This window comes from Acaryochloris thomasi RCC1774, from assembly GCF_003231495.1.
Classification (GTDB): domain Bacteria; phylum Cyanobacteriota; class Cyanobacteriia; order Thermosynechococcales; family Thermosynechococcaceae; genus RCC1774.
The window spans coordinates 364,825-377,789 of sequence record NZ_PQWO01000004.1; the positions used below are offsets into that span (position 1 = coordinate 364,825).

The 12,965-nt window shown below is 52.6% G+C and carries 9 protein-coding genes; 6 read left to right on the forward strand and 3 right to left on the reverse strand.

Going from position 1 to position 12,965, the window contains the following annotated elements; genetic code table 11:
• Nucleotides 1-90 precede the first annotated feature (90 nt).
• Nucleotides 91-1,284 (reverse strand): sodium/glutamate symporter, encoded by a 1,194-nt coding sequence (gene gltS, locus C1752_RS09350; protein WP_158535048.1) that lies wholly within the window; start codon nucleotides 1,282-1,284, stop codon nucleotides 91-93.
• Entirely contained in the window at nucleotides 1,281-2,702 is a 1,422-nt protein-coding gene (gene rlmD / locus C1752_RS09355; protein ID WP_110985780.1) for a 23S rRNA (uracil(1939)-C(5))-methyltransferase RlmD, read from the reverse strand. Before rlmD ends, gltS begins: the two co-directional genes overlap by 4 nt.
• A gap of 195 nt (nucleotides 2,703-2,897) precedes the next feature.
• On the opposite strand from rlmD, the gene C1752_RS09360 reads away from it, so the two are divergent.
• From C1752_RS09360 to C1752_RS09385, 6 genes are all read left to right on the forward strand, one after another.
• Nucleotides 2,898-3,518 (forward strand): DUF1449 family protein, encoded by a 621-nt coding sequence (locus C1752_RS09360; RefSeq protein ID WP_110985781.1) that lies wholly within the window; start codon nucleotides 2,898-2,900, stop codon nucleotides 3,516-3,518.
• Between the two features lie 185 nt (nucleotides 3,519-3,703).
• Complete coding sequence (locus tag C1752_RS09365; protein ID WP_233501494.1) at nucleotides 3,704-4,990, forward strand: flotillin family protein; 1,287 nt, start codon at nucleotides 3,704-3,706, stop codon at nucleotides 4,988-4,990.
• On the forward strand, nucleotides 4,990-6,504 hold the full coding sequence (locus C1752_RS09370) for a flotillin family protein (protein WP_110985782.1): 1,515 nt from the start codon (nucleotides 4,990-4,992) through the stop codon (nucleotides 6,502-6,504). Before C1752_RS09365 ends, C1752_RS09370 begins: the two co-directional genes overlap by 1 nt.
• Nucleotides 6,501-7,316 carry a 3-methyl-2-oxobutanoate hydroxymethyltransferase gene (panB, locus tag C1752_RS09375; protein WP_110985783.1) on the forward strand — a complete coding sequence of 272 codons (816 nt, stop codon included), beginning with the start codon at nucleotides 6,501-6,503 and terminating at the stop codon, nucleotides 7,314-7,316. The genes C1752_RS09370 and panB overlap by 4 nt, the downstream gene beginning before the upstream one ends.
• 445 nt (nucleotides 7,317-7,761) lie before the next feature.
• Nucleotides 7,762-9,666, forward strand: coding sequence for an FG-GAP-like repeat-containing protein (locus C1752_RS09380; RefSeq protein ID WP_110985784.1), 1,905 nt, complete (start codon nucleotides 7,762-7,764; stop codon nucleotides 9,664-9,666).
• Nucleotides 9,667-10,038: 372 nt separating this feature from the next.
• Complete coding sequence (locus tag C1752_RS09385) at nucleotides 10,039-11,943, forward strand: FG-GAP-like repeat-containing protein (protein WP_146242309.1); 1,905 nt, start codon at nucleotides 10,039-10,041, stop codon at nucleotides 11,941-11,943.
• 87 nt (nucleotides 11,944-12,030) lie between these two features.
• Here the strand turns inward: C1752_RS09385 and C1752_RS09390 are convergent, their stop codons facing one another.
• Entirely contained in the window at nucleotides 12,031-12,870 is an 840-nt protein-coding gene (locus tag C1752_RS09390) for a hypothetical protein (protein WP_110985786.1), read from the reverse strand.
• Nucleotides 12,871-12,965: the final 95 nt, after the last annotated feature.

Genomic DNA, 12,965 nt, shown 5'->3' on the forward strand with positions numbered 1-12,965 from the left:
ATCCAGGCAGATCTTATCACCCTGTCTTCAGAGTCACGAGACCTGCGGCAGAGCTTAACGCCAGCATAACCTGTACTTAAATAGGCTGCCTCATAGAACGATGAACGGCAGTTGCAGGCAGCCCTCAATGATCACGCTATTGGTGATGTCTAAACAGAAGACCCCCATCAACGGAATGAGGACGAAGGCTTTAGATGAAGCACCATACTGATCTGTAATGGCCTGCATGTTAGCGATGCCAATGGGAGTCGCACCTAATCCCAGCCCTGTGAAGCCTGCACAGAGCACGGTGGCATCGTAGTCACGACCCACCAGCGGAAAAACAATGAAAGAGGCGAACATCACCATCACCAGACTTTGAGCCGCTAGGATCGCGATCAGTGGCCCTGCATTGTCGGCCAATGTTAGCCACTGCGAACTCATGAGGCTCATGACTAAGAAAAGCTGCAGTGTCACGTTGCCTGATAGACGAATGACAGATTGATGCACCGTAACTTTGAGGGCGTCCAGGAGGTTGGTTAACGTCGCTCCGGCAATCAAGACCGGCAAAAAGCTCGGGATGATAATCCCCCAACGCAGCAGTAATGTGTGTAGCCCCAACCCTAGGCTCAGGGCGAGGGCCAGCAGGACGGCAGCCCCCATCACAGAATCTAAGGTTGTCGGAACTGTCTCTTCCGTCTGGGCGGTGTCATTCAAGAAAAGCTCGGGCAATTCAGCCTGCAGCTGATGACGATGAATTAGGCGTTGGGCGATAGGTCCCCCCAAGAGTCCCCCCAGTACTAAGCCTAAGGTAGCCGCCGCAGAGCCGAACTCCACTGCATCGGTAAAGCCATGCGCTTCCATTACTGTGCCCCAGGTGATTGCGGTGGCGTGGCCACCCGCACAGGCAATGGTCCCTGCCAGCAAGCCGTAGATCAGCGGCTGCTGAAGTAAGGAGGCTACTAGAACTCCTGTGATGTTCTGGAGCACTAGAAAAATCACCGTAATGCCAAACAGAATCGCCAGAGTCCGTCCTCCCTGCTGTAGCCGCTTAATCTGAGCCGTAAATCCCAAGGCTCCAAAGAAGATCAGCAGGCAAGCATCTCTGAGTGCAAGGCCAAACTCGAACTGAATGGGGGTATAAAAACTCAGGCCTGATAGCAACACGCTACAGGTCAATCCGCCAATGACGGATGCCGGAATATTGAGCTGCCTCAATCCCGGCAGATGTTCAATGACTCTCCCTAAAGCGAGGATAAAAATGCTTGCCAGTAAGAGATTGAGGCCCGCTAGGGAAATCGTCACGTTGGTGACTGTCGCTCCAGGAATGCGACACATTCAACATGGGCGGTCTGGGGGAAGAAGTCGGCGGGCTGCACGCGGGTAAGCTGATAGTCACCCCCTTGGCATAAGAATTTGAGATCGCGGGCCAGGGTGGCGGGGTTGCAGCTCATGTAGACCAGCCGAGGTGCTTTCAGCTCTAGCAGTTGTTCAACAACGGCCTCTGAACAGCCTTTGCGCGGCGGATCGACCAGCACGATGTCAGGAGTGTCATCCTGCACAGACAGCAGCCTTTCAACTTTGCCGGTCTGGAAGGTAACGTTGGTGATGTTGTTCAGGGCTGCATTTGCGATCGCACTTTTCACCGCCTCTTCCTGCACCTCTAATCCCACGACTTGGGCTGCATGACGGGCAATAGGCAAAGACAACGTCCCAATTCCACAGTAGGCATCCAGCACCGTTTCATGGCCCTGCAGATTAAGTTCTGCCAAGATCACCTCTAGCAGCGCTTCCGCTTGCTCAGTATGAATCTGGAAAAACGTATTGGCCCGAATGTGGAACTGCAGTCCCGCAAACTCTTCCACCAGATAGGGGCGACCCACAATACAGTCGGTGCGCTTGCCAAAAATGCGATTCGTGCGCTCAGAATTGATGTTGAGACACACGCCCACAATTCCTGGGTGGTCTCGCATCCAAGCGGCAGCCTGGGCACCGAGCACCGGAATATCGTCGTTGCACACCACCAAGGTGATCAAAATTTCCTCCGTTCGCCGCCCCACCCGCATCGACAGATGGCGAATAATGCCTTCGTGAGTCTTTTCGTTGTAAACCGGCCATTCCAAATCTTGAATATCTTGCTTGATAGCCGCCAGCAGGGGATCAAGGTGCGGATCTTGAACTGGACACTGGTTGAGGTTAACCAGTCGGTGACTGCCTTTTCGGTAGTAGCCCGCCTGCACTTTCTTCTCACCGTGACTGCGGCGATTCGTCAGGGGATAGGTGACTTTGTTGCGATAGCCCAGCGGTGAAGGCGCTGCCAAAATCTCATCCACAGGCGGATCCTGAAACTTACCAATCCGCCCGAGGGCCTGAACCACTTGGTCCTGTTTGGCGCTGATCTGATAGGTATAGTCCACTGGCTGCCACTGACAGCCGCCGCATTTATCGGCCACTATACAATGAGGCCGAATTCTATACGTCGATGGTTCTAAAAGCTCTTGAAGCTGGGCGTTGGCGTACTTGGGCTTGACGCGAACCAGGCGGGCAGAGATGCGATCGCCCGGTACCGTATCGGGGACAAACACCACCCGCTGATCCTCTCCCCAACGACCCACGCCATCACCCGTGGGGCTGAGATTTGCAATCACAAGCTCGATAAGCGCTCCCTGATGCCAAGAGGCAGCAGGCTCAGAGGTAGGGGGAGATAGATCAGTGGGAGAGATTGGACTGCTTCCTTAAATGATTAGTGAGTGGTAGGCTTTCGCATTCTATCGCTATTGATGTTGATAAACTGCGGTGAATAAACGGAATAGACTGGCTGCGTAATTGAGTAAAGATTGCTACAGAACTTTGCAAAAACACGCCAGTCTCAAAATCCCTGACTAAGATTGGGGTATTGCTCAACGCATTCAAATTAAATGTTTGCAACAATTTATTGGTTTTGTTTTTTGATCGGGGGTGTGTTTGTTGCCCTAGCTGTTATTGGGGGCGTCGATGGGGTTGAATTCGAATTTGAACCCGATACCGATCTCGACCTAAACGATAAAGGGGATGGTCGCCTCTCTACGTCTGCACCTCCCCGTTTTCGCTCGTCGAAGCGTGGCTTTACGCTACTTGATGTCGTGACCAGCTTTAAATTTTGGACTTTTGGGCTTTGCTTCTTCGGCCTGACAGGCTTGGTCTTCTCCCACCTACGGGTGCCTCTCTCACCGTTCATCGTGATGATCATTGCAGCGGCAATGGGGTTGCTAGCAGGAACTGCGATGTCGAGTATCTTACTCAGCCTGCGTCGTCGCCATGCCGACAGCTTAATTCGGGCCGAAGATCTAATTGGCTGTTCCGGCACGGTGGAAATCCCCTTTGATGCCACAACGCGAGGTAAGGTAAGGCTCGAAGTCAAAGGTACCAGCCGAGATTTCGTTGCCATGACCGATCACCCCTCTCTCCTTGCGTTTGGAACATCAGTGATGGTCGTCGGCACTAAAAACAATCAAGTGTGGGTGGTTGCTGAAGAAACGCTGCAGCAGTCTCCTGCATAAAAAAGGTATTGCGGATGATGTCTTTTATGACATTGATCCAACTGTGGCCCGCGCCGCAGTTCAATGAGTTGTGGTTAAGGGCAGTTGACATTATGAATCAACATTCTTCAGATTCTCGGCCTGCTGAATCCGTAATGGAATCGAGTACGGGGTCTACTTCTATCGCCTACGAGAGTAGCTCTCAAATGGGAGAGTTCACCGTCCATAAGCAGCAAGCGGCAGCGGTTCCCATCGCTCTCACAATTTTTGCTGTAATCGTGATAATTTGGTTCCTCAAAAGCTTTCTTCGCATTTGCAACCCCAATGAGATCTTGATCCTCTCGGGACGCAAGCATCGGAATCAAGAAGGTCAGAGCCTCGGTTATCGGGTCATTTTTGGCGGACGAGTGATTGCGATTCCGATTATTGAAACCGTCAAAACAATGGACGTGACCACGATGCCCGTCCCGGTGGAGGTGCAAAATGCCTACTCGAAAGGGGGAACGCCGCTGGATATTCAGGCCATTGCTAATGTCAAAATCTCTAGCAATCACAGCGTTGTGGGCAACGCCATTGAGCGCTTTTTAGATCGCGATCGCGCCGAAATTTCCCGAGTCGCCCGAGAAACTCTGGAAGGCAACCTCCGGGGCGTTGTCGCCCTCTTGACCCCTGAGCAAATTAACGAAGATCGCCTCCAGTTTGCTGAGCGGATTGCCCAGGATGTCTCTAGAGATTTATCAAAACTGGGGCTGCAGCTTGACACGCTCAAGATTCAAAGCGTCTCTGATGAAGTTGACTACCTCAGCTCCATCGGTCGCCGTCGGATTGCTCAGATTGTCCGAGATGCTGAGATTGCGGAGTCTAATGCGATGGGTGAAGCCGATCGCATCGAAGCCGACTGCCAGCAGCAGGCAGAAGTTGCCAAGACAGACGCCCTTTCCATAATTCAGCAAAAGCAAAACGAACTGCGGAAAATTAAGGCCGAGCTAGAGCAGGAAGCCAAATCTGCCGAAGAGCGAACCACTGCGGCAGCGAAAGAAGCAAAAGCTAGGGCCGAACAGCAGCTTCAGGCCATGCGTGCTGATCTAGAACGGCTGCGTTTAGAGGCTGACGAAGTGTTACCTGCTGAAGCTCGACGTCAGGCCCAAGAGCTGACGGCAAAAGGCTCAGCGGCTGAGCTGGCAGAGAATGCTAAGGCGGCGGCTGAAGTGAATGACCTGTTCTCTCAGGTATGGCAAGAGACAGGGACAGATGCCTCAGAGGTGTTCTTGATTCAGCAGATTGAGATGGTGCTTAAGCAGGCGGCTGAGATTCCGCAGCGGGTGCATCTTAAACGCGTAAATGTGATTGATAACGGCGACGGTAAATCTATCGCTAGCCTTGCCAACGCCTACCCCGAAATTGTGCGGCAGTTCTTAGAACGCGTTGACCAGACCTTAGGAATTGACGTCACTGGCACCCTCAATCGTAGTCGTACAGGAGATTCTGAATAATGTTTGAAGCTGTATTTGCCATCCTGATTTTATTGGGAACTGGGACAGGCGCGGGTGCTCTCGTTATTCGCAATCTCTACTACATTTGTCAGCCCAGTGAAGTCCTTATTTTTGCGGGAAGTTCTCGCCAATCACCCGATGGACGACGGGTTGGCTATCGCTTGGTCAAAGGAGGCAGCAGCATTCGTGTGCCTTTGCTAGAGCGGGCGCTGCGGATGGATTTGACCAATATGATTATTGAGCTGCGCGTCTCGAATGCTTACTCTAAGGGCGGCATTCCGCTGAAGGTGGATGGGGTTGCCAATATCAAAATTGCGGGTGAAGAACCCACCATTCACAATGCCATTGAACGCTTGCTGGGCAAAACCCGTAATGAAATTGAGCAAATTGCTAAAGAAACGCTAGAGGGCAATCTTCGGGGAGTTTTAGCCAGTCTGACACCGGAGCAGGTGAACGAAGATAAACTTGCCTTTGCTCAGAGCCTACTCGAAGAGGCTGAAGATGATTTAGAGCAGTTGGGACTTGTCCTGGATACGCTGCAAATTCAAAATATCTCTGACGATGTAAGATTTTTAGATTCTATTGGTCGCAAGCAACAGGCCGATCTTCAACGAGATGCCCGCATTTCAGAAGCAGAGACTCAGGCTGAATCGGCGATTCGGACGGCTGAGAACGAGAGAATTACTGCGCTGAAGCGTTTAGATCGTGACATTGGCGTGGCCCGTGCAGAAGCTGAACGCCGGATTCAAAACGCTCTTACCCAGCGTGGAGCGGTGGTGGCGGAAGTCGAGGCTGAGGTTGCTTCTGAACTGGTGCGAATTGAGTCTGAGGTGCCGGTACAGCAGGAGCGGATTAAGCAGGTAACTCAACAGCTTCAGGCAGATGTGGTAGCCCCGGCAGAGGCTGCTTGTAAACGTGCGATCGCACAGGCCCAGGGTAATGCTTCTCAGATCATCGAAGACGGTAAAGCCCAGGCTGAAGGTACACAGCGACTGGCCGAATCCTGGCAAACGGCTGGATCTGCGGCCCGTGATATCTTTTTGCTGCAAAAGCTAGAAGTGCTGCTGACAACGCTTTCTTCCACTGTGCCAGAGGTTGAGATCGAAAACGTTACGGTTGTCGATGCTATGGGTGGCGGTGCTGCGACTAAGTCGGCTGCTTTCATTGAGCAGTTGCGGCACACGACAGGTATTGATGTTGTGGGTGCTGTTCAAGGGATGACCGGTTCTACTCCGTCTGCTCTGAATCCCCAAGGTCAGCTCAGCGAACGGGATTTTCTATCGCTGCGAGAGGATATACAAGGCATTCTCGATCGCATCGCTGAAGCTCGGCTCGGTAGCGAGCAAACAGAGGAAACGGTGAAAATTGCGCTCAAGGCTGATACGACCCTGCAGGGCCGTCTTAAGCGAGCGGTTCAGGCGGGTGGAGAAGCTGCCGTTGAGGCACTGTTTGAACACCCCGTGATTAATATTCCCAATCGCATTATTGAGGCTTGGGTTCGAGAAAACGGATGAAGAAAGACGCAGCCTATTTGCGCCAAAAAAAGCAGAACGGTCAAAAAATTGTCTCCCTCACTTGCTATGACTACCCCACTGCTGTTCTAGAGGAGCAAGCGGGGGTCGATCTAATCATTGTGGGAGACAGCGTTGGCACCAATGTATTGGGCTACGCCAGTGAGCAGGAGGTGACTTTGGCAGATATTGCCCACCATCTACGGGCCGTCTGTCGAGGGGCTTCTGAGCCTTATATTTTGGCTGATCTGCCCTTTGGTACCTATGAAACCCCTCAGCAAGCGCTCAAGAATGCTGAGTACTTGCTGGCACAGGGGGCTGACATTGTGAAGCTAGAGGGGATGCCGGTAGAGGTCGTCCAGCATTTGATTGCCCACGACATTCCCCTTTGCGGTCATTTGGGGTTGCTTCCTCAAACCCATATCAAGAAGGCGGTGCAGGGGAAGCGCTTTGATCAGGCGAAAGCTCTCGTCGAAGATGCTCTGCGGCTTGAGCAGTTGGGAATCTTGATGCTAGTTCTGGAGTTAATTCCTGAAGAGCTGGGGCAGATCGTTACTGAGAAGCTAAAGATTCCCACAATTGGCATTGGGGCTGGTCGGCACACGGATGGGCAGGTACTGATTGTTAATGACATTCTCGGCATTACGCCGCGTAAGTTTCGGCTGGCGAAGAAGTATCAAGATTATCAGGGGCTGACGCTGCAAACCCTGCAGAAGTATGGTCACGACGTAGAGCAGGTCATCTTCCCAGAAGAATCAAATGTTAGCCACATGGCTGCAGAGGAGCTGCAGCAGTTGAGAGATTGGCTAGCGTAAGCAATCATCCTTAAAATTTCACGCTTTGGCTCCGACCAAGAGAGCTGCTGGCCCCATCGTGGTATTGACGCGATGGGGTCATTTTCGTCAGAGGCTCCCTCTTCATTCAGCCAGATCAGACGGAATCAGGGCTTTGCACAGAGAGATGGGTACACATCAGGGAATTGAAACGAGTCGCAACGCTCCTCGCTGTCACAACATGCTGTCCTCTGCATCAAGTTAGCCACAAGTCAGCCATAAGTTAGCCTTTCTTGGCCCTGAACGTAGCCTTCTGCAGAGTCTAATCGAATTAGTCGAGGGCAGTTGACATTGGCAAGCCTGGATTTTTCATCCGGGTTCCAGTCTTCAACCCGAGCGGCAATGCGTTCAGCGACTTATAACCCCCAACAGCAATGCAAATGGGGTTTGCGTGATTCACAAATTGATTCTAGAGAAGGAAATAATCATGGTGACATTTCAAGATGCAACTAACTTCGATGTGGGCAATAATCCACAGTCAGTAGCCTTCGGAGACCTTAATGGGGATGGCAACCTGGATCTGGTAGCCGCTAACGCCTTTGATGATACTGTCTCCGTGCTACTGGGCGATGGCAATGGGGGGTTCGCGCCTCAATCAACCTTCGCAGTCGGAGATTTACCAACGGACGTCGCCATTGGGGACTTCAATGGAGATGGAAATGCCGACCTCGTGACGACGAACTTGGATGATGACACGATCTCCGTGCTGTTGGGCGATGGCAGTGGAGGCTTTGCCCCTCAAGCGACCTTCGCCGTGGGAGATGTTCCAGAGCAAGTCGCTATCGGGGACTTCAATGGAGATGGAAATGCCGACCTCGTAACGACAAACGAGTTAGATGACACGGTCTCAGTACTGTTGGGCGATGGCAATGGGGGGTTCGCGCCTCAATTGACCTTCGCAGTCGGAGATCTTCCAGAGCAAGTCGTTATTGGGGACTTTAATGGAGATGGAAACTTAGATCTGGTGACGGCTAACGAGAACGATGACACTGTCTCCGTGCTGTTGGGCGATGGCAATGGGGGGTTCGCGCCTCAATCGACCTTCGCAGTCGGAGAGGAGCCAGAGTCAGTCGCCATCGGAGACTTCAATGGAGATGGAAACTTAGATCTGGTGACGGCTAACGAGAACGATGACACTGTCTCCGTGCTGCTGGGCGATGGTAATGGAGGGTTTGCGCCTCAATCGACCTTCGCAGCGGGCCATAGGGCATTCGAAGTCACAGTCGGCGATTTGAATGGGGATGGCAACTTAGATCTAGTCACGACAAGCCTGCAGGACAATAACGCATCAATACTATTGGGCGATGGTAATGGGGGCTTCGGGGCACCATCAACCTTTGCGGTGGGAGATCGACCATTTGCAGTCGTTGCAGAGGACTTGGATAGCGATGGCGACTTGGATTTGGTGATTGCTAATGCGGACGATGATAACGTCTCAGTATTTTTCAACGATCTCAACATCCAAGGTGACGCAGGCAATGACCTCCTGATAGGCAACGGAGATAACAACGAACTCTCTGGCGGCAACGGCAATGACACCCTCGAAGGCGGCGCAGGCAATGACACCCTCAATGGCCAAGGCAACAGCGATGAACTCTTCGGCCAAGGGGGCAATGACCTCCTCAATGGCGGCAACGGCAATGACCTCCTAGAGGGCGGGAATGGTAACGACACCCTCAACGGCCAAGGCAACAGCGATGAAATCTTCGGCCAAGGTGGCAATGACCTCCTCAATGGCGGCACGGGTAATGACACCCTCATAGGCGGCAATGGTAACGACACCCTTAACGGCCAGGGCAATAGCGATGAGATTCTCGGTCAAGGCGGCAATGACCTCCTCAATGGGGGAGTTGGTAATGACACCCTCATCGGTGGTGCGGGGAGTGACATCCTCAATGGTCAGGACAACAGCGATGAGCTACTGGGTCAAGGTGGCAATGACCTCCTCAATGGTGGGAATGGTAATGATACCCTCATAGGCGGCGCGGGTCGTGACACCCTCATCGGCGGTGCGGGCAGAGATGCACTCTTTGGCAGCGCTGGTAATGACATCCTCGTTGGCGGCGCTGGCGACGATGAACTCACGGGTGGCGGCGGCAACGACACGTTCATCTTCGAGGACAACAACGGGGCCAATATCATCCTCGACTTCGCGGCTGCCGAGGTGATCGATCTTGCGGGTATCAGCGGCATCTCTGACGCCACGGACCTGTTCAATAATCACATCACGTCAGTGGGCGGCAATGCAGTGATCGACGATCTGGCCGGGACAACGATCACTCTGGATTCGTTCGACGTTAATGACCTCAGCGCTGACAACTTTGTGTTTTGATGTCTGCCTCTCCGGGTGGCAAGTGTTACCTGGGGCGGAGATGTGTCCAACAGCGGGTTTTGTTGCCAGAAATCATGGAGAGAGAGGATTTGATTTGGGCTGCGAAAATCATCTCCAATTGCCCAGAACCGAACCTCGTCCAAACTTGCATCCTTAACTTAGCCACAAGTTAGCCATAAGTTAGCCTTTCTTGGCCCTGAAGGTAGCCATCTGCAGAGTCTAATCAAATTAGTCGAGGGCAGTTGATATTGACGAGCCTGAATTTTTCATCCGGGGTCAAATCTGCGACCCGAGCGGTAAATTACCCCCAGAAGCAATGCAGATGGGGTTTGAGTGATTCACAAAAAATTGATTCTAGAGAAGGAAATTATCATGGCGACATTTCAAGAGGCAGCTAACTTCGATGTGGGCGATAGACCAGAGTCAGTCGCCATCGGGGACTTGAATGGGGATGGCAACTTAGATCTGGTGACGTCTAACCAGAATGATGGCACTGTCTCAGTACTATTGGGCGATGGTCGTGGTGGTTTTGCGCCTCAATCTACCTTTACGGTGGGAGATGACCCAGAAGACGTCGCCATCGGGGACTTTAATGGAGATGGCAATTTGGATCTGGTGACGTCTAACGAGAGTGATGACACTGTCTCAGTGCTGTTGGGGGATGGCAGTGGTGGTTTTGCGCCTCAATCTACCTTTGCGGTGGGAGATTCTCCAGAGTCAGTTGCCATCGGGGACTTAGATGGAGATGGCAACTTAGATTTGGTGGCGGCTAACGAGGATGATGACACAGTCTCAGTGCTGCTGGGGGATGGCAATGGAGGATTTGCACCTCAATTGACCTTTGCGGTGGGAGATGAGCCAGAGTCAGTCGCCATCGGAGACTTAGATGGAGATGGCAACTTAGATTTGGTGGCGGCTAACGAGGATGATGACACAGTCTCAGTGCTGTTGGGCGATGGTAACGGAGGATTTGCACCTCAATTGACCTTTGCGGTGGGAGATGAGCCAGAGACAGTCGCCATCGGAGACTTTGATGGAGATGGCAACTTAGATCTGGTGACAGCAAATGAGACGAGTGCCGATGTCTCCGTGCTATTGGGCGATGGTAATGGTGGTTTTTCGCCTCAATCTACCTTTGCTGCGGGAGGTAGTGTATTCTCCGTCACAGTCGGTGACTTGAATGGGGATGGCAACTTAGATCTGGCCACTGCGAACCTGGTAGACGAGAACGTCTCAGTACTGTTAGGTGATGGTAATGGGGGCTTTGGGGCGCCATCTACCTTTGCGGTGGGAAATGAACCATTCTCAATCGTCGCAGAAGACTTAGATCGCGATGGCGACTTGGATCTAGTGACTGCTAACGATATTGACGATAACGTCTCGATATTATTCAACGATCTCAACATCCGCGGTGACGAGGGCAATGACAACCTGGTGGGCAACGGTGATGACAACGAACTCTCCGGCGAGAACGGCAACGACACCCTCGAAGGCGGCGCGGGCAATGACACCCTCAATGGACAGGGCAACAGCGATGAACTCTTCGGCCAAAGCGGCAATGACCTCCTCAATGGCGGCAACGGCAACGACCTCCTTGAGGGCGGGAATGGTAATGACACCCTCAATGGCCAAGGCAACAGCGATGAACTCTTCGGTCAAGGTGGCAATGACCTCCTCAATGGTGGAACGGGTAATGACACCCTCATAGGCGGCACGGGCAGTGACACCCTCAACGGCCAGGGCAACAGCGATGAGATTCTCGGTCAAGGTGGCAATGACCTCCTCAATGGTGGAGTTGGTAATGACACCCTCATCGGTGGTGCGGGGAGTGACATCCTCAATGGTCAGGACAACAGCGATGAGCTCCTCGGTCAAGGTGGCAATGACCTGCTCAATGGCGGGAATGGTAACGACACCCTGATCGGCGGCGCGGGTCGTGACACCCTCATCGGCGGTGCGGGCAGAGATGTACTCTTTGGCAGCGCTGGTAATGACATCCTCGTTGGCGGCGCTGGCGACGATGAACTCACGGGCGGCGGCGGCAACGACACGTTCATCTTTGAGGACAACAACGGAGCCAATATCATCCTTGACTTCGCGTCTGCCGAGGTGATCGATCTCGCGGGCATCAGCGGCATCTCTGACGCTGCGGACCTGTTCAATAATCACATTACGTCAGTGGGCGGCAATGCGGTGATTAACGATCTGGCCGGTACAACGATCACGCTGGATTCGTTTGACGTTAATGACCTCAGCGCCGACAACTTCGTGTTTTGATGTCTGCCTCTCCGGGTGGCAAGCGCCACCTGGGATTAGATCTGACAGCGAATGCATCACACTCATTTGCTGTCAGATCTAATCAATTCATGGCTCAGGTTTTAGAGGTTTAGGCGCACGCAGCTCTTGAATCGCAAGATAGCCTCCTAATGCCCCAAAAACAAGGAAGGCAAACTGCCAAAACCAAGGCCAGATAGTATTCCAAGCCAATTTGTTCACCTGTTGATCGACTAGCCAGTTTCCTGATGCGATCGCAACCCCAAGAAATGCCTGCGTGACGCCTAGGGCGATGCGTCCGACATGTGTAGAGTGAGCGCCTAGCAGTCCCATCCCTAACGCACCCCCAAGAAATACACCGCTGTACAAGTGTGAATGAAACGAATCTAAGGGCCACATCCAGAACTGCATACCCAACAGCGGTGCCAGAAGCAGACCCAGGCCAGACAGGCTGAGAAAGATCGCCTGAAACTGATATAGCTTAACGAAGCGCACTAAACCCCCTGAGTGCAACAGGTAGTGGCGTAATCGCCAGCAGTAGAACAGACCAACAGCGCTATCTGCCCCGTATAGGAAAAACCAGATAGACGAGGACTTGCGAGCTAGAAAGCTGCTGCGATATCCCATCGACACCAACAGAAAGTAAGTCGTGAAGCAGGTAAAGATGGGCAGCACTAATTGCAGATTGTCCATTCGGGGGCGAATGAGATAGCTGATTAATGGAATCGCAGCGCTGAGATAAACCGCACCTAGCAGCCGAGTGTTAAAAGGTGCCAGTGACCAGGGCCAATAACCTTGGGCTATCCCAGGTGCAAAGAACAAAGTTCCCCCCACGCCCAGCAATAGCAGAGTAGAAATTAACCAGGTCATCCACAACACTTGGAGTCCTGACGCTGCGGTCCGATCATCACTCATGTCATGAATTTGCATCGAATAGCTGACCTCGGAAATATGCGTGTATGCAGGCTAAAAAATTCTGCCACCAAGATTGAAACAGCCACTGATGACAGTGTCTTCATATCTAT